12 protein-coding genes are annotated in these 17,825 nt (G+C 49.2%); 8 read left to right on the top strand and 4 right to left on the bottom strand.

Features of this window, described 5'->3' with window-relative positions; translation table 11 throughout:
* Positions 1-132 precede the first annotated feature (132 nt).
* Positions 133-1,851 (bottom strand): bifunctional isocitrate dehydrogenase kinase/phosphatase, encoded by a 1,719-nt coding sequence (gene aceK / locus ACXAH4_RS14585; protein ID WP_474882397.1) that lies wholly within the window; start codon positions 1,849-1,851, stop codon positions 133-135.
* Between the two features lie 127 nt (positions 1,852-1,978).
* On the bottom strand, positions 1,979-2,653 hold the full coding sequence (locus ACXAH4_RS14580) for an SDR family oxidoreductase (RefSeq protein ID WP_474843061.1): 675 nt from the start codon (positions 2,651-2,653) through the stop codon (positions 1,979-1,981).
* Between the two features lie 199 nt (positions 2,654-2,852).
* On the opposite strand from ACXAH4_RS14580, the gene ACXAH4_RS14575 reads away from it, so the two are divergent.
* The 7 genes from ACXAH4_RS14575 to ACXAH4_RS14545 all read left to right on the top strand — a co-directional run bounded on the left by ACXAH4_RS14575 (position 2,853) and on the right by ACXAH4_RS14545 (position 13,745).
* Complete coding sequence (locus ACXAH4_RS14575; RefSeq protein ID WP_474882395.1) at positions 2,853-3,434, top strand: RNA polymerase sigma factor; 582 nt, start codon at positions 2,853-2,855, stop codon at positions 3,432-3,434.
* Positions 3,431-4,492: a FecR family protein gene (locus tag ACXAH4_RS14570; RefSeq protein WP_474843057.1), complete on the top strand. Its 1,062-nt coding sequence runs from the start codon at positions 3,431-3,433 to the stop codon at positions 4,490-4,492. Before ACXAH4_RS14575 ends, ACXAH4_RS14570 begins: the two co-directional genes overlap by 4 nt.
* 140 nt (positions 4,493-4,632) lie before the next feature.
* Positions 4,633-7,428, top strand: a complete 2,796-nt coding sequence (locus tag ACXAH4_RS14565) for a TonB-dependent receptor domain-containing protein (RefSeq protein ID WP_474843055.1) — start codon at positions 4,633-4,635, stop codon at positions 7,426-7,428.
* Between the two features lie 64 nt (positions 7,429-7,492).
* Positions 7,493-8,983: an FG-GAP repeat domain-containing protein gene (locus tag ACXAH4_RS14560; protein WP_474843053.1), complete on the top strand. Its 1,491-nt coding sequence runs from the start codon at positions 7,493-7,495 to the stop codon at positions 8,981-8,983.
* Entirely contained in the window at positions 8,984-10,357 is a 1,374-nt protein-coding gene (locus ACXAH4_RS14555; protein ID WP_474882394.1) for an amidohydrolase, read from the top strand. It begins immediately after the preceding gene.
* Between the two features lie 62 nt (positions 10,358-10,419).
* Positions 10,420-11,604, top strand: a complete 1,185-nt coding sequence (locus tag ACXAH4_RS14550; RefSeq protein WP_474843048.1) for an amidohydrolase family protein — start codon at positions 10,420-10,422, stop codon at positions 11,602-11,604.
* Entirely contained in the window at positions 11,601-13,745 is a 2,145-nt protein-coding gene (locus ACXAH4_RS14545; protein WP_474843046.1) for an acylase, read from the top strand. The genes ACXAH4_RS14550 and ACXAH4_RS14545 overlap by 4 nt, the downstream gene beginning before the upstream one ends.
* 130 nt (positions 13,746-13,875) lie before the next feature.
* Here ACXAH4_RS14545 and ACXAH4_RS14540 read toward each other — a convergent pair whose 3' ends face one another.
* Both ACXAH4_RS14540 and ACXAH4_RS14535 read right to left on the bottom strand, forming a co-directional pair.
* Positions 13,876-14,169, bottom strand: a complete 294-nt coding sequence (locus ACXAH4_RS14540; RefSeq protein WP_474843044.1) for a DUF2845 domain-containing protein — start codon at positions 14,167-14,169, stop codon at positions 13,876-13,878.
* Between the two features lie 128 nt (positions 14,170-14,297).
* Positions 14,298-14,840 carry an NUDIX domain-containing protein gene (locus ACXAH4_RS14535; RefSeq protein ID WP_474843042.1) on the bottom strand — a complete coding sequence of 181 codons (543 nt, stop codon included), beginning with the start codon at positions 14,838-14,840 and terminating at the stop codon, positions 14,298-14,300.
* Positions 14,841-15,198: 358 nt separating this feature from the next.
* On the opposite strand from ACXAH4_RS14535, the gene ACXAH4_RS14530 reads away from it, so the two are divergent.
* Positions 15,199-17,763: a TonB-dependent receptor plug domain-containing protein gene (locus ACXAH4_RS14530; RefSeq protein WP_474843040.1), complete on the top strand. Its 2,565-nt coding sequence runs from the start codon at positions 15,199-15,201 to the stop codon at positions 17,761-17,763.
* Positions 17,764-17,825 lie beyond the last annotated feature (62 nt).

The raw sequence follows: 17,825 nt of genomic DNA, 5'->3' as shown, positions 1-17,825 counted from the left end.
TCTACCATCGGAAATGTCAGTAACTAATACGCCATAAACGTACTTGCCTGATCACCAGAATAATCGATTTCCAGTTAAATTTAGTCTTTATGACAATCTTTTAATGATAGCAGACTGTGAGAAACTGATGGTTCAGGTGCGCCGGTTACTGAAGCGCATGGCCGGATTGTACGGGGTAAAATTCTGAACTTCACCGCGGGCCGTAATTGCCTGCACACTTTGCCAGTATTCGGGCGTCATCAGATCGCCGTGATATTCTTTGAGGATATCCTTGAACTGCTTTTTACCCACAATGAAGTGTTCGAACTGCTCGGGGAATACATCATCGGGCGCCACTGAAAGGGTATCCAGAGCATAAGGATCGTCGGACTTGGGCAGTGTTCTGAAATTACGATCTTTCATCAGGCAAATTTCGTCGTAATCATAGAATATTACCCGGCCGCCCTTGGTGATGCCGAAATTCTTGTGCAGCATATCGCCCGGGAAAATATTCGCCAGCGCAATTTGTTTTATGCACAAACCCAGTTCGTAGATAGCGTGACGCAGTTTGTCTTCATCGGTTTCCTGAAGCAGATACAGATTAAGCGGGGTCATCTTCCGTTCAATGTACAGGTGACGGATGATAAGTTCGTCACCGGTAAATTCCAGGCTGGATGCGCAGGTGTCTTTCAGTTCCTGAATCAGGTCCGGATGCATGCGTGACAGGGGGAAGCGAAAGTTCACATACTCATGGGTATCAGCCATTCTGCCCACACGGTCTGACATTTTTACCATCTTGTAGCAGTCTTTCACGTGCTGACGGGTAATCTTTTTGCTTTCTGCAAATTCATCTTTGATGATTTTGAACACCACGCCGTATGACGGCAGATGGAACACCATCATCACCAGACCGCGGGTTCCCGGTGCCCGCTCAAAAATGTCGTCGCTGTTATCCAGATGCTGCAGGTAATTGCGGTAAAACACGGTTTTGCCGTGTTTATGATGGCCCAGCGACATATACAATTCAAAATGCTTCTTGTGCGGCAGCAGCTCCTGCAAAAAGGCAGCGATTTCGGCGGGATACTGGGTATCCACCATAAAGTAGCTGCGGGCAAACCCGAAGATAACACTCAGATCCTGACGGTCGGTGAGCAGGGCGTCCACATAAATTTCCTGATTGTCATTGGTATGCATGGAGATGACAAAGGGCAGTGTTTCGCCGGGCATGCAGATACGACCGATAAGGTAAGCCGATTTACCACGATAAAATACCGGCTTAAGGATTTCCACCAGTTCCACGCTGGCCAGTTGTTCCTTGTTCAGACGCTTGCGCAGCGCTGTTTCAAGGTGAGCCATATCACGGGGATAATCTTCGAAGGCAAGGTTGAAGCGGTAGAGTTTATAAATAGATTCATACATTTGTGCCACGGTGGTCGTGGTGTCGAGGCTGTTAATCACCTGCGCCCTGTCGCGGCCCGGAAGAAAGCACCGGCTGGGCAGTACAAACATTACGTCATTATCGAAGCTCTGGTGACGGAACAGACGGCCGATGATGGAATTATAAAATGTTTCAGCCAGCTCAAACTGGGGATGGGTTTCAAGGTGACGGGTAAATGACTCTTTTAATTCCTGCCAGAAGCTGCGATCCCGCTGGTGGACTTCCACCAGGTGATAGATATCAGCTACCGCATCAGAAACACATTTCTCATAAATGTTCAGTCTGTCTCTGGACGCGGTTTGGGTGGCAGACCACTCGCCATTTTCAAAGCGCTCTTTTGCGCCACGGGTTATACGGGTGAACCACCGGTAACTTTTATCAAAGTGGGTAAGAATTTGAAATGCGATTTTTTTCGCCAGGCGGGTATCTGTCATGGCCGGTGCTCATTAAACTTTTACACCATAACCCTAGCACATGGCGTGTCAGGGCAGTAACACTCTGGTGAATAGTAATTATAAGTCTGTCAGCAATCAGACAGACTTATATTACTACCTGTGCCACTCAGTTGGCCGGCATCAGATAGATTTCCCGTACACTATTGCGCGGGTCTGCATTGATGGCAAAAGCAACAGCATCAGCCACATCTTCAGGTTGAAGTTTGTCTTCTTTGGGTTCGTCAAAGAACGGCGTATTGACCATGCCGGGGCATATTGTGGTACACCGGCCCTGCCATTCTTTCATTTCTTCTGCAAGGTTCATCCCGAAGCCATAGGCAAACCACTTAGTCGCTCCGTAGACTGACCCTTTAATTGACACTTTACCGGCCGCAGAACTGGTGAGCAGGAAATGGCCCTTTGTTTCTTTCAGATGTGGAAGCGTTAGCTTAGCTGTCCAGAGCAGCGCCTTAATATTGATATCAACCATGGTATCCCATTCCTCAGGATCTCCATTTTGAGTACCGGCGGCGTTTACACCCTTGCCGGCATTAGCGAAAACGGCATCCAGACGTCCGAAATGGTCAACGCCAGTTTTTACTACCTGTGAAAGAGCCTCAAAATCGGTGGCATCAGCAGCCACAGCAAGGACGTTTTGAGAGCCAAGTTCATCCGTCAACTTTTCGAGTTTATCGCTACTTCGTGCAGTGATAATCAATCTATGTCCACCGGCAACTAATTTTCTGGCTGTTGCTTCACCGATGCCACTGGATGCGCCGGTTATCAGTACCACTTTACTCATCGTCAACTCCTTCCTTTCGGGTGAATTTTTTCAAGTTAATGTTGGTACTTATGAGAGAGAAGGTTTGATCATGATTCAACTGACAGGGAAGCAGCATGCCCATTTTTTATTGCGAACCTGCTCTTAATAATGATAGTTTGGTTTCAAATAAGAAATACCTTGCCTTAATTATCATTGTCTTTTGCCGGCAGGGATTAGTGTGCCCCAAAAAAATAAAGAAAATACCGTATTCTCTTCCTTTCGCGATTGCAGGAAAGCATTGTTGCGCTTCGTATCCCGCAATACCCGCCATGAAAGTGATGTTGAAGACATTGTGCAGGAAACTTTCCTGCAGACTTTCGCTATGGATAAAAAGAGTAAAATCCAGTTCCCCAAGGTCTATCTGTTCAAAACTGCAAAGCACCTTACCCAACGGGAAGGGACGAAAGTCTCAACAAAATTGCTCGACTATGTAGAGGATTTTGACGACGCAGGTCTCTATAATGAGGAGGATAGTGTTTTCAGCTATCTGGATAAGTCTCAGGAACAGGAAATTCTGAACGAGGCGCTGGCTTCTCTTCCGGACAAATGCAGGCTGGTAACGGCTTTGCGCCTGCTCAACGGAATGAAGCTTAAAGACATTGCGGAAGAAGTAGGGATCAGTGTGAGCACGGCAGAAAAACATCTGGCAAAGGGCATTGAGCGATGTGATCATTTTGTGCAGGCTCGTCTTAATGAAAATAATAACATTGATTCTGTTAATGAATCTTCCGTTTCTGACAACGTGAGAGCATTCAAATGAGCGACGTCGTTAACTTCCCCGGCGAAGTCTCAAAGATCCGTGAGGAGGCTTCTGAGTGGATAGCGCGTATTGAAAGCAGAAAGCTTACCTCTGAAGAGCAGGCAAGCCTGAATCGCTGGGTAAAAACCAGTCCGGTACATCGCAAAGAACTTAAGCGAATGGCTGCGACCTGGGATACACTGTCTGCTGCAGGTGCTGAGCAGGCGAAACCTATTGATGGCGCATCACTGGAATCCATTCGACAATCACGTACCCGCAGCCCCTGGCTTGAGCTCTCTTTGAAAATCGCGGCTTGCATTGCTCTCGTGGTGCTAATCCCGCTGCTCATTCATATTCAAACTACTTCCCACTACACCTCCACAAATGGACTCTACACCACTCGTGTCGGCGAGCAGGAATCACTGAAGCTCAGTGATGGTTCACATGTCATGCTGAATACAGATTCCAGGTTGTTGGTAGAATTCGAGAGCGGACACCGCAATCTGATCCTCCAAAGGGGTGAAGCTAACTTCGAAGTAGCCCATGATGCCAGTGCGCCTTTCACCGTTATGGCCGGGGAAAGTGATGTACAGGCGTTGGGTACCAACTTCTCTGTCAGAATGAAAGACCAGAGTGTTAATGTTCTGGTGTCAGAAGGGCGCGTGAGGATCCGTGCTGACCGCACTATCGCCGGGCCAGATCTTGACCAGCTGCCTGATAATCTTACCGCAGGAGGTGACACAGTTGTGGTGGATGCAGGCAAGAATGTGGTCGTTGCAGACAAAAAAGTTGAGTCTGTCGAGCTAGAAGACAAGGAGACGCTGGCACAAAAACTCTACTGGCGTCAGGGCTTTCTGGCCTTTGAAAATCAGACTCTCTCTGAAGTCGTAGAAGAAATTTCCCGCTATTCCGATTTTCAGATCCATATTGTTGATGAAGAAGTGGCTCAGATGAAAGTCGGAGGGTATTATCCCATCGATAATCTTGAAGCCGTTTTTCACACCCTTGAAGCGGGCCTGGGGCTCAGTGTCAGGCAGGTTGGCGATAAGGTTTTCTACATCCGGAACGCCCGCTCGTAAAAAAATTAAAAATATTTGTATTTAGGGTAGTGGTTTTTTCTCTTTCGTTTCTCTCTGTAGGTAAGGCTGTGCAAAAGATAAACCCTGACAGGCAAAAAAAGATCAGGGGTATCCGCTCAGCTGATGCTCTGGGGAATACCTTGACTGCTAAGATATTGAATCATGTTGTTACTATCCTTCTGTTATGCCTTGTGCTGCCCACAACGGCATTCAGTGAAGATTTCGCTGAAGACAGAGTGGTTGCGTTCGATATCCCTCATCAACCTGCCGGAAAAAGTCTGAAGTCATTTGCACAACAGACTAACCTTGCAGTGATATTTCCCCAGAAACTTGTGGCCTCAATCAGCACACCCGAATTACGTGGCCACTTTACAGTCAGTGATGGACTGGAACAGTTGCTGGATGGAACAGATTTGAGCGGACAGATTACCGTTAAAGGTAGCATTCTCATTCAGTTGCGACCAGCCCATCAAAATATGACTGAAACGCAACAAGTGAATGAAATGGAAAAGAAAAAACAGAAAAATCTGATGTTATCCGGCACCGCAGCTGCCATAGTCGCAGCACTGTCTGCTACTCCTGCAATCGGGCAGGAACAAAGCGATGACGCGAACAAAGAAGCAGAGAAATACGAACAGGTAGTGGTTACCGGTGTACGTGGTACGCCAAGAACTGTTACCCAGAGCCCGACCCCTATCGATGTTATTCAGGGCGATAAGCTTGAAAATATGCTCGGGTCCGAACCTATGCGCGATGTGTTATCACGTCTGGTACCGTCATTTCAGGCGATGAACGTGGCCAGCTCAAGCTGGAACAGTATTGCCCGTCCGGCGTCTTTACGCGGCCTGAGCGGATCTCACATTCTTGTGTTGGTCAACGGTAAGCGTCGTCATAACAGCTCACTTATCGATTTTAACTCAGGTAGTGTAGGCCGCGGTGCGAACCCGGTGGATATGGACCTGATCCCTGCATCGGCCATCAAGCGCGTGGAAATTCTGCGTGACGGTGCTGCTGCACAGTATGGTTCAGATGCCGTTGCGGGTGTTATCAATATCATTCTCAAAGACAACGCTGAAGGTGGCAATATTAATGCCAGTGCAGGTCAGCGTGCTGACTATCGCGGTACGGTAGATGGTCAGGTAGTCACTTTTGGCGGCTCAACAGGATTCGGTATTGACGAGGACGGCAGCAGCACCTGGTCTTTCCAGACCAAGAACGCACAAAAAGCAGTGCGTAATGGACTGAACACTTATGTAAACGATTACGTGTATCAGGGCGGTCTGCCGGCGGTAAAATCTGTTTACATCAGCCAGAATACCGTGGTGCCACTGGAAAACGTAACGCTTTATTCAACAGGTACTTACGCACAGCGGGAGGCAGAAGTAGGTCAGAACTTCCGTAATGTGGGCCGTACTTCTGTTATCACCGAAATTTATCCTGATGGCTATGCGCCAAACTACGCCATGGACGAGACTGATTTTGAATTGTCAGCCGGTGTTAAGGGTATGTTTGCCAAAGAGTGGGACTGGGATCTCAGCAGCGTTTATGGCCACAACGAAGTGGACCATCAGTCAACCAACTCTCTGAATGCTTCACTGGGTACAGAAAGTCCTACTGAGTTCCGTACTTACACGTCTGAGTTTAATCAGTGGACATCAAACTTTGATGCTACCCGTGCTTACTATGTTGATGACAAAGCGGTGCAGCTGTCTTTTGGTTTTGAGCACCGTTTTGAAGAATTCAATACGTTTGCTGGCGACCCTGAAGCCTACGAAAATGGCGGTTATGTTTTCAGTGGCGGCACCCTTGATGGTCAGTTAGCGCCGGTTGGTGCACAGGCTGCAATCGTAGTCACTCCAGATGATGAGGCTGATGCAGACCGCAATGTTATGGCAGCCTATGCTGAGGCTTCTGCGGACCTGAGTGATGTCTGGTCTGTTACCGGTGCTGTGCGTTTTGAACACTATGATGACAGTGCTGGTAATGTCTTCAGTGGTAAGCTGAATACCCGATATGAAGTTAGTGACGATTTCGCATTGCGTGCAACTATAAGCAACGGTTTCCGTGCACCTTCATTGTCTCAGGCCAATTTTGGCCGCACTTCAACACAGTTCATTGAAGTTGAGGGCGAATATCAGGAAGTGAAATCACGTCTGGTAAAAGTTGATTCTGATGTTGGTCAGTCTCTGGGCTCGCAGGAACTGGATCCTGAAAAGTCTCTCGACCTTAGTGCAGGCTTTACCTGGTCTCCGGCAGAAGCGTGGGATATTACCGTTGATGGTTACAGAATCGCGATCGATGACCTGGTTCAGCTGACAGGCCTGATGAAAGGCGATGGTGTATCTGAAATCCTCAGCGCCAATGGCCTGGATTCAAACATGTACGTGCAGTACTTCGCTAATGCGATTGATATGACGACTACAGGTGTGGATGTTGTATCAACCTATAAACAGGATCTGGAAGAGTGGGGCGGCCTGAACTACACCGTTGCCGCTAACTACAATAAGAATGAGATTGACAGCATTGCTGAAACCCCGGCGGTTCTTGAAGGTCTTGGCTTAACTCTTTATGACCGCAAGTCCCAGGGTTATATCGAGAAGGGGACACCGAATGAGAAGATCATTCTCGGTCTGGAGTGGATGATGGATGCTCTTACCGTATCTGTACGTGAAACCTGGTATGGCGGCTACGATGTCTACAGTAACAGCGGAGAGGAGTATGACGAACACTACGGCGGCAAGTGGATCACTGACTTAACTGTGACCTATAAAGCTACCGATAGTCTGACTGTATCAGGTGGTGCTAACAACCTGTTTGATACATACCCTGATGCTAAGCAAGGTTCAAACCCTTACGGTTTTGCCCCATACGCTTCAAATTCACCTTTTGGCCACTACGGCGCATTCTATTTCGTCAGAGCTAACTACGCATTTTAAACCTTGCGCGCCGGTCTCTTTTTGAGACCGGCTTTGTCTTACTCCTGGCTCAGGCAGAATATAAATGAAATTCAGAACGCTAAGTATGGCGGTATCCGCCGCATTGTTATTAGGACAGACAGCGCTTGCAGCAAAGCAGTCTGTACCAGCATTTTCACTTTACGACAAAACAGAATTCTCGACGCCCGGCGCATTGTCTAATGCGTGGGCTGACTATGATCAGGACGGCGATCTTGATCTTGTGGTTACCTTCAAAAGCGGTGAAATCCGCCTTTACCGAAATGAAAACGGTAAACTGACTCAGGTCAGAGATGCACCCGGATTACCCTCTTCCGGTGTTGATGCACGGGGTGCATCCTGGGGCGATATCAATAACGACGGCTATCCCGATCTTTTCATTGGCTCATTCCATCGCCCATATCATAAATATAACCAGCTCTTTATTAATCACGGTGGCAAATCCTTCGAGGACGTAGCTGAAGCTTACGGTGTTTTGCTTCCCGGCGTGACAGCACGTCAGGGTAACCTGATTGATTATGATAATGATGGTGACCTTGACCTCTATCTCGCACAGAGAATGGGGGGGAATCACCTCTACAGCAACAATGGAAAAGGCTTTACTGACGTCAGTAAATCCGCGGGCTTATATGACCCACGCAGAAGTGTAGGGGTTTGCTGGTTTGATTACGACAAAGATGGCGACCTGGATATGTTCGTTGCCAACCAGAGTGGCGACAGAGACGGCTTCTACCGCAACGATGAAGGTAAATTTACCGATATTGCTGCCGAGCTGAATATGGATCATCCCCGCCGTCCCCTTGACGAGGGTGGTGTTGGCTGCACTGTTGGTGATTTCAATAACGACGGCAACTTTGATCTCTTCGTGGCAACCTACGGCGACGATTTGCTTTACATGAACGACGGTAAAGGCGGCTTTTCTGAAGTGGCTGCAAAATACGGTATCACCGGTAATCACCACCATGTATCAGCCACCTGGGGCGATATTAATAATGATGGTCTGCTGGACCTTTATGTTGTTGGTTTCAAAGGTACTGACCCAAGACAGCACGATTATCTCTATATCAATACGGGTAACGGCTTTGTGGACATGCTGCCGAAAAATATCGCTGCACAGGATGCCGACCACGGTATTCAACTTGTTGATTTTGATGGTGATGGCGATATAGACATTTCAACAACGCACAACGATCTCGAAGTGGGTCATGAGTTCGTTTATGTCAATAAGCTGGATCCGCAGGGCAATTATCTTACCGTTGCTCCCGTTCTCAAAGGCTCCCACATCCCGCTACCCGGCGCAGAAGTCAGAGTGTTTGCTGGTGACGAACTGCTTGGCAGTCGCATGGTAGATACCGGAGGCGGTTATAACGCCCAGAACAGTGCACCAGTGCTTATCGCAACACCCGTTGCTGACTCCGTTGATCTGCAGGTGACGTTCCTGACAGAGCAAGGCAGAAAAGAGGTGTTTGTACCTGATGTTTCAACAAAGACGTGGAAGGGCAAAACCCTTTATGTCAGTCAGGAAGGGATAGAATAAATGAGATGTAAAGAGCTGGTACTGCTGGTTTCAGCAGTCATTACCGGGCAGGTAAACGCCGCAATCAGCGAAGGGCTGGTTCCGGATGACTCAAAATTTGCGTCTACGTACAGTAGTCACCAGGACAAAGCTATAGCTATCACTAATGCTAATGTCCTGACGGGTACAGACGAGCAACTGAGTGGTGCCACTGTTTTGTTTAAAAACGGAAAAATTGTGGCGGTTGGCAATAATGTCCGCATTCCGGATGGTGCCGGGGTGATTGACGGAGCGGGCCGCTGGGTAACGCCGGGTATTGTGGATCCTCACTCTCACATTGGTATTTTCTCGGCACCAAGGGTGCCGGCCAATATGGATCTGAATGAGAAAACCTCACCTAACACCGCAGATAAATGGGTGGAACACTCAGTCTGGCCACAGGCGCCGGGCTTTGAACGCGCCAGAGAAGCGGGTGTCACGACGATGATGATATTGCCGGGCTCTGCGAATCTGTATGGCGGCAGAACGGTGACGCTGAAAAATGTGGAAGCCACCAACATTCAGGATATGAAATTTCCCCAGGCGCCCTATGGCCTGAAAATGGCCTGTGGCGAGAATCCGCTAAAAGTGTACGGCGGCAAAGGGGAGTCACCCATGACCCGTATGGGCCTGGTGGCCGATTTTCGCAGTGCCTGGCTGAAAGCGGTTGAGTACAAAGACACTTGGGATGCCTATTATTCTGACGAAGAAGCAGGCAAAGATGTGACTCCACCTGAACGAAATCTTCGTCTGGAGACCATGGCGGGCGCGCTCAGAGGCGACATTCTGACGCATCTGCACTGCTACCGTGTGGATGAGGTTACTGAACTTGTCAATATGTCAAAAGAGTTTGGTTTCCATATTGACGTGCTGCATCACGGCTCTGAAGGCTACAAGATGACGAAGCTGCTGAAAGACGAGAATATCGCCGTCTCTACCTGGTCAAACCGCTGGGGCTTCAAGCTTGAGATGTTTGACGGTATCGAGGAAAACGCGGCTATGCTGGAACAGGCAGGCGTGCTCACGTCGTTACATTCCGATGCGGCAGAACTGTCGCAGCGAATGAATGTGGAAGCGGCTATTGCTATGAGTGCCTCTCTGCGCGCGGGTATCCCTATCAGCAAGGCAGAAGCGATAAGCTGGATCACTGCTAACCCGGCAAAGCAAATCGGAATTTTTGATAAGACCGGCAGCCTGGAGAAGGGGAAAATGGCTGATATCGTGTTGTGGAGCGGCGACCCGTTCAGCATTTACACCAAACCGGACAGCGTGTTTATTGATGGCGTTGTGGTTTACAACAGAAGTCATCCGGCTGATAAACCGGCATCAGACTTTGAACTGGGGAACAAAAAATAATGAAATTCAGTAAGCTTTCTCGTTATTCTATATTTCTGTTTCTCATGTCCGGCTCATCTACTATGGCCGAAACCATTGCGCTGGTGAATGGCAAGGTGATGACGGCTGTGGATAACCAGGCACTCGCAAATGCCTCGGTAATTATCAAAGACGGTGTCATCTCTGAAGTGGGTAAGGGCGTTCGTATTCCTGATAATGCAAAAGTTATCGATGTGAAAGGTTCGGTACTCACGCCGGGATTTATTGCCACCGACAGCACACTGGCGGCCAGCGAGATTAATGGGCGTGCTAATGCCAATGATGATCGAACTCTGACACCAAAGCTCACAGCGGGTTTTGATATTCAGTATGGGGTGAACCCACGTTCGACACTTATTCCCATTGCCAGAATGGAGGGTGTGACCCGTGCTTTGGTGAGTCCGAAAACTAACAGAAGCATGGCCCAGCCTTTTGCCGGCCTGTCCGCGGCGATTTCACTCAGTGCAAAAGGGCCTACGATTGTCAGTGCCGGTGCTGCAGAAGTGCTGGATCTTAAAAGCTATCAGTCAAAGGTGAGCCGTGGCGCTGCCTATCCGCTGCTTAAAAAACAGCTGGCAGGTCTGCAGAAGCAGCTGTCCGACAAAGGCATTACTGCTGATAACTGGCGGGAAAAAGTTGAGCAACTGGATCCGGATACAGCAGCGCTGCTTCCTGTCATGCTAGGCGAACGTCCGCTTATTATCCGGGTGGATAAAGCCATTGATATTGAGAACCTGCTCAGGTTGCTGAAGCCGTTCCAAATCCGTGCAGTGCTTCAGGGCGCGGCCGAAGGCTGGCTGGTGGCTGACCAGATTGCTAAGCAGAATGTTCCCGTTATTGTCGATACCTATATGAGTCTGCCCATGGACTTCGACATGCTGAATACCCGCCTTGATAATGCAGCGCTGCTTGAAAAAGCCGGTGTAACGGTGATTATCCGCGCCGACAAGGATGGTCATTTTGCCCGCAATGCCCGATATTATGCTGGTATGGCTGTGGCCAACGGGATGGACAGGCACAAGGCTCTGCAGGCTATCACTTCTGTGCCTGCAAAGATATTCGGAATGAAATCCACTGGTGCACTTGCCAGCGGGATGACGGCAGATGTGGCTGTGTGGAGTGGGGACCCCTTTGAACCCCTTTCACAACTTCAATATCTGTTTATCGCAGGAGAAGCACAGCCGCTTTCCTCCAGACACACAGAACTCAGGGACAGATATCTGCCATGAAGCATTTAATTAAATTCTGGCTGGTCGCAGCCAGCTGTTATCTTCTTGGGTGCTCTCCAGCACCAAAAGAGACCGCCTCTGTCGAACAACCTGCCGAATCATCCGGTACCGAGATCCGCTGGGACGGGTACGGCGTGCCTCACGTTTATGGTGACAGCGCGGAATCGGTATTCTATGGCTTTGGCTGGGCGCAGGCAGAAAGTCAGGGAGATATCATTCTCCGGCTTTATGGTCAGGCGCGGGCGAAAGGTGCCGAGTACTGGGGCGCAGACTATGAGTCCACCGATAAATGGCTGATTGCCAACGGCGTTCCGGAAAGGGGCGGGCAGTGGTACCAGGCTCAGGAGCCGGATTTCAAAGCCAATCTAGATGCGTTTGCTCAAGGCATCAATGACTACGCTGAGGCGCATCCGGAAAAATTGGATCAGGACGTGCTGAAAGTGCTCCCAGTAAGCGGTGCGGATGTGGTGACTCACGCCCACAGGCTGATGAATTTTATCTACGTCGCTAACGAGAGCAAAATCATCGGCGACCGTGCGCCACCGGTGAAAAATGGTTCCAATACTTATGCGGTGATGCCGTCGAAGTCAAAGAGCGGTAATACCCTGTTGCTGCAGAATCCGCATCTGCCCTGGGCATCCGGTTTCTTTACTTATTATGAGTCACATCTGACCGGGCCAGACTTTGAAATGTACGGTGCTACTCAGGTAGGTCTGCCGGTTATCCGCTTTGCCTTCAACCAGAATATGGGCATTTCCAATACAGTGAACGGCATGCTGGGAGCAACCTCCTATCTGCTGACATTGAATGACGATGGCTATGTATATGACGGTGAAACGCTGCCGTTTAAAACGGAAACCAGGCACTATAAAGTGTTGCAGGAAGATGGTTCTTTTGACGATAAAACCCTTGAGCTGAGACAATCTGTGCATGGTCCTGTGTTTGTTCGTGATGACGGTGTGACAATTGCTCTGCGCGTTGCCGGCCTCGACCGCCCCTTCATGCTGCAGCAGTATTACGACATGCTGCAGGCAAAAAACTTTGATGAATTCCAGACCATCATGAAACGTCTGCAGGTCCCTACCTTCAACATCACTTATGCGGACAAAGCGGGGAATATTGAATATCTGGATAACGGCATTCTGCCGAAGCGTAAACAGGGCGATCTGGATTTCTGGAAAGGGCTGGTGCCGGGAGATAGTTCAGAGTATTTGTGGATTGAGGTTCACACCTACGAGGAACTGCCAAAAGTCATCAATCCTGACAGTGGTTTTGTACAGAACGCCAACGATCCACCCTGGCTGGCGACCTATCCTGTGGTATACAAACCTGAAGATTTCCCTGCTTATGTGGCAACCAAAGGCCCGATGTCTTACCGGGCTCAGGGTGCGGTTAAGCGAATGGCGGAATCCGGAAAGTTGTCTTTTGCTGAGTTTGAGGAAATGAAAACATCCACTTATTCACTGATGGCAGAGCGTCTGATGGATGAACTTCTGACAGAAGCCAGAAAGAGTAACGATGCGGAAATTCAGCAGGCAGTAGCGCTGTTTGAGAACTGGGATAAAACCTTCAGCGAAGACAGCCGCGCGGGATATCTGTTCGAAGAGTGGGCAGCACAGTTTGCCGGTCCCCGTCCACGATTCAGCAGCGAAGCGAATTATGTGGAAGGCTGGAGCATGGAAAAGCCACTGTCTACACCTTATGGCATCAAGGATCCTGCTCAGGCAGTCGAGATGCTGAAAACGGCTATTGACAATACCAAAGCCAAATACGGCAGAATGGACCCGGTATTCGGGGAAATTTCACGCTTCCGTATTCAGGATAAAGATGTTGCCGGTCACGGTGGCTACGGAAACCTGGGGGCGTTTAACGTAATCACCTGGGTCGATCCTGATGAGGATGGTATCCGTGAGCCCTATCACGGTGAAACCTGGATTTCGATGATTGAGTTCTCTACGCCGGTTAAAGCTAAAGGCCTTATGGCTTACGGTAACTCTCGCCAGAAAGGCTCTGAGCATTATTCTGATCAGCTTGAGCTGCTGAAAGATGAGCAGTACCGGCCGTTCCTGTTGCTACGGGATGAAATTGAAAAGAATACTGTTAACACAGAGCATATCGATGGTAATTTCGATAAATATTAGAAATCAGAGTTTCATGTTATGACATTCTGATTAATTACAGAAACGGGAGCAAAAGCTCCCGTTTTTTATAATTCCCGCTTACAGAGTGGCAATCTCAAGCATGCCGCTTCCCGTAAACCATTTCCTTTGACTACTGACGCGGCCCGTCAGCGATTTTGATTAATTTACCATTGTGAAAGTCGAGCAGACGCAGAAATTTACCGTTACCCATGTCATAAATGTAGCGGGTCACCTTGACGTAATCGTCCCGCTTGCGAATAAAACCGAGATCTTCCTGCGAATCCGGCTGGCCACACTTCTGAATGACGTCATAGGTGCTTTCTCCTTCCAGTACCAGCTTTGTTCCGCACCGCAAACCACTTGCGCTGGTCGCGGTTGAAAGCAGTAAAGTAATGGCCATAAAATGGCTCTTTCTTGTGCGCATGGTAGCTCCTTGCTGACAGTTTTTGAAAAAACACGCCTCCACTATAGCGTAGCGGCTACAGCAATGCCTGCCAGAACAGCCTGCTTCCGCTGAATAGAGCAACGGAAGTGTGACGCGCAGCAATAAAACTAAATAAGTCCTTTCAGACGCGCCAACCCCAGCGCATTGCAGGTGGTGGCATCAAGGATTTCACCCCTTTTAATCATCTCATCCAGATCAGATAAAGCAATGCGGTGGCAGGTCAGACCTTCTTCCTCAGGGTCGAGATTCTGTTCGGTCATGGTGAAATCTGTAGCAATCCAGATGTGATAACCCTGATTACAAAAACCGTAAGCTAAATACTGATAACCCACGTGAGTCCAGTTTTTTGCCAGCAAGCCTGTTTCTTCCTGTAGTTCGCCGGCAGCTAGTTCTGCCGGATCGGCTTGTCCATTCTCTTCCCAGGTGCCCTGGGGGAATTCCAGCTGACGCTTTTCAACCGGGTAGCGGTATTGTTCTACCATGTACACGTATCCGGCCTGCACGGGAATAACAACGGTGAAGTCCGGTTTTTCCATCACGCTGTAAATGCCTTGCTGGCCACTAGGACGTTCGATGGCATCTTCTCTTACCCGCATCCACTTATTTTCATACACCACTTTGCTCGTCAGGGTTGTGATTTCTGCTGACATCGGTTTTGGCTCCTGAATTGTTTCTTGTATTTGAACATCTTAGTTCCCGGGTTCCACAGAGATTCATCGGTTATTTTTGTTTGTCTGCCGAGGAATAAATTAATATTTCAAACTCCCGCTTCAGTTAACTCATGATTTATGATTTACTCCGCCCGCAGCACTACTGACCAGTTGTTCAGGTTTTGACCTGACCGTTCTTCATGCTGCCACGCATATAATTCTAAGAGTCTCATCAAGGCTCATCAAAGGGCTTTCGGGCCGTACCCTGACTTCAGAAACGGATGCCATGACATCCCGCTTATCAACTTCGATAAGGCGTATTTTCGATTCAATAATAAATTCTTAGGGAACACTTTTTATGTTACAGGACAAATCCCGGTCGTCTGCATTTCGACTATCTCTTCTTTCTGCCGCAATCATCGGATTACCGTTAGCCGTTTCTTCTCAGGCCGTCGCACAGGAGCAAACTGATCCGGCTGCAGATGCCAGTCTGGAAAAAATTCAGGTAGTGGGTTCACGCCGCGTGGGACGCACAGTGAATGATTCACCGGTACCTATCGATATCATTGATGCGTCTGCTATTGCTGCGACAGGTTTAACTGAAACCAACATGATTCTGAACAACCTGCTGCCCAGCTTTAACTTTCCGCAACCTTCTATGACCGATGGTACTGACCACGTGCGTCCGGCACAGCTGCGCGGTCTGGCTCCTGACCACACTCTCGTTTTAGTTAATGGCAAACGCCGGCATACCAGCGCACTGTTAAACCTGAACGGTTCTGTTGGCCGGGGTTCTTCTGCGGTGGATTTAAATGCGATTCCGGCTAACGCCATTAAACGTATCGAAGTTTTACGTGACGGTGCGGCTGCCCAGTACGGTTCTGACGCTATCGCAGGTGTGATTAACATCGTACTGAAAGATGCCAGCGAAGGTGGCGAAGTGTCTGCTACCTACGGTGCCAACGTGACAACTATGGATGGTGTGCCGGAGTTAACCGGAGTCAGTGTCGGTGATGATGGTGATCTTGCTTTCCAGACCGGCTCCGACCGCTCTTTAACGGATGGTCAGACAGCCACACTGCGCGGCAACATCGGCTTCGAATGGGGCAATGACGGTTTTGTAAATGTGTCTGCTGAATACCGTGACCGGGGCCAGGCCAACCGTGCCGATTACGATCCCCGTGAAAACTATGCCCGCGACGAAGAAGGAAATCTTGATCCCCGTGAGTTAACGGTGGACCGTTACAATCATGTTTTCGGTAACGGTGACGTGGAAGACTATGCGCTGTTTGTGAATGCCGGAAAAGCGATTAACGATAAGGTTGAGTTTTACGGTACAGCCGGTGCCAGCAAGCGTAATTCTGTCAGCGGCGGCTTCTACCGCAGAGCACAGGATTCACGGAACATTACATCCATTTATCCTGACGGTTTCCTGCCACAAATTACCACGGATATCAAAGATTCGTCTGTACTGGCCGGTATCAAAGGTTATGACGAAGTCTGGAATTACGATTTATCTGTCACTCATGGTGAAAACGAGCTGGAATACGGTGTAGCCAATTCCCTGAATACGTCTTTGGGCCCTGACAGCCAGACAAGTTTTGACGCCGGCTCTTTAGAGTATCAAACCACTGTAGTGAATGCAGATGCGTCACGCCTGGTTGATACCGGTGTATTCTACAGCGAAATGAACTTCGCAATGGGTGCTGAGTATCGTCATGAAAGCTATGAAATTACCGCAGGTGAGGAAAGCTCTTACATTCAGGGTACGTTCGGTCCCGGCGGTGCGGTTTCTGCAGATGGCTCCTTAGGCGCGGCCGGTTCCCAGGTATTTCCGGGTTTTACACCGGAATCAGCGGGCAAGAACAGCCGCCACAACTACAGCTTGTATGTCGATTTGGAAGCAGATGTACTTGAGCAGTGGAACGTTGCTGTTGCGGGCCGCTTTGAAGACTATTCCGATTTTGGCAGCACCTTTAACTGGAAGTTGTCTAACCGGGTAACTGTCACCGATGAGTTTGCTTTACGTGCATCGGTATCTACCGGTTTCCGCGCTCCGTCATTACAGCAACAACATTTCACTGCTATATCTACCGTTTTTGTAGACAGTGTTCCGGTAGAAACAGGTACCTTTGCACCGTCCAGTGATGTTGCGCAGGCGCTGGGCAGCCCCGGTCTGGATGCAGAAGAATCAGTTAACTACAGCGCAGGCTTTACCTGGTCACCGTCTGCAGACTTTAACCTGACAGTAGACTTCTACCGCATCGATATTGACGACCGCATTGTGTTGTCAAACAACCTGTCCGGCGACGCAATAGCGGCGTTACTTGAAGGCACCGGTGCGACCAGCGCGCGTTTCTTCTTAAATGCGATTGACTCCCGTACGCAGGGTGTCGATATTGTGTCAACGTATACGCTGGACACAGCAGAGTGGGGCGCATTTAACTTCAATGCCGGCATAAACTTTAACGACAATGAAGTCACCCGCGTTATCGATGCACCGGATGTGCTGCAGGGCGCCGGTTTTGACCAGAGTAACTTGTTCTCTGATGTTGAGTTGCGCCGGTTCGAAACGGCTTCGCCTGAAAGTAAAGTTAATTTAGGCGTCACCTGGTCGTTTGACCGCTACACCACAACGTTAAGAACAACCCGTTACGGTGAAGTGGAAGATCCGTCCTCCACCGCTGAGCTGAATGAAATCATTCCGGCGGAGTGGGTAACCGATCTGGACATTAATGTAGCGTTAACGGAAGGGTTGTCTGTGTCTGTGGGCGCAAACAACGTATTTGATGTGTATCCTGAGGCAAGCCGCTACACGGTAGAAGCGCCGACCACCTTTACTTACATCATGCCTTATTCAGGCTTTTCGCCTTACGGCTTTACCGGCCGCTATGTTTACGGAAAAATCACTTACCGTTTCTGATGATGTGAACCGGGTAATAACAACGTGATATACGCGGTGCACAATGCACCGCGTTTTTCGTT

This window comes from Alteromonas sp. ABV2_168, assembly GCF_056161165.1.
Note: the sequence above shows the minus strand (reverse complement) of the source record. Positions and strands in the feature narration are given on the sequence as shown.

What these genes read in the sequence shown, in the direction of transcription:
- aceK (WP_474882397.1), bottom strand. Translation starts at nt 1,851, where the DNA reads ATGACAGATACCCGCCTGGCGAAAAAAATCGCATTTCAAATTCTTACC.
- ACXAH4_RS14540 (WP_474843044.1), bottom strand. Translation starts at nt 14,169, where the DNA reads ATGCGCACAAGAAAGAGCCATTTTATGGCCATTACTTTACTGCTTTCA.
- ACXAH4_RS14530 (WP_474843040.1), top strand. Translation starts at nt 15,199, where the DNA reads ATGTTACAGGACAAATCCCGGTCGTCTGCATTTCGACTATCTCTTCTT.
- ACXAH4_RS14535 (WP_474843042.1), bottom strand. Translation starts at nt 14,840, where the DNA reads ATGTCAGCAGAAATCACAACCCTGACGAGCAAAGTGGTGTATGAAAAT.
- ACXAH4_RS14560 (WP_474843053.1), top strand. Translation starts at nt 7,493, where the DNA reads ATGAAATTCAGAACGCTAAGTATGGCGGTATCCGCCGCATTGTTATTA.
- ACXAH4_RS14545 (WP_474843046.1), top strand. Translation starts at nt 11,601, where the DNA reads ATGAAGCATTTAATTAAATTCTGGCTGGTCGCAGCCAGCTGTTATCTT.
- ACXAH4_RS14570 (WP_474843057.1), top strand. Translation starts at nt 3,431, where the DNA reads ATGAGCGACGTCGTTAACTTCCCCGGCGAAGTCTCAAAGATCCGTGAG.
- ACXAH4_RS14580 (WP_474843061.1), bottom strand. Translation starts at nt 2,653, where the DNA reads ATGAGTAAAGTGGTACTGATAACCGGCGCATCCAGTGGCATCGGTGAA.
- ACXAH4_RS14550 (WP_474843048.1), top strand. Translation starts at nt 10,420, where the DNA reads ATGGCCGAAACCATTGCGCTGGTGAATGGCAAGGTGATGACGGCTGTG.
- ACXAH4_RS14555 (WP_474882394.1), top strand. Translation starts at nt 8,984, where the DNA reads ATGAGATGTAAAGAGCTGGTACTGCTGGTTTCAGCAGTCATTACCGGG.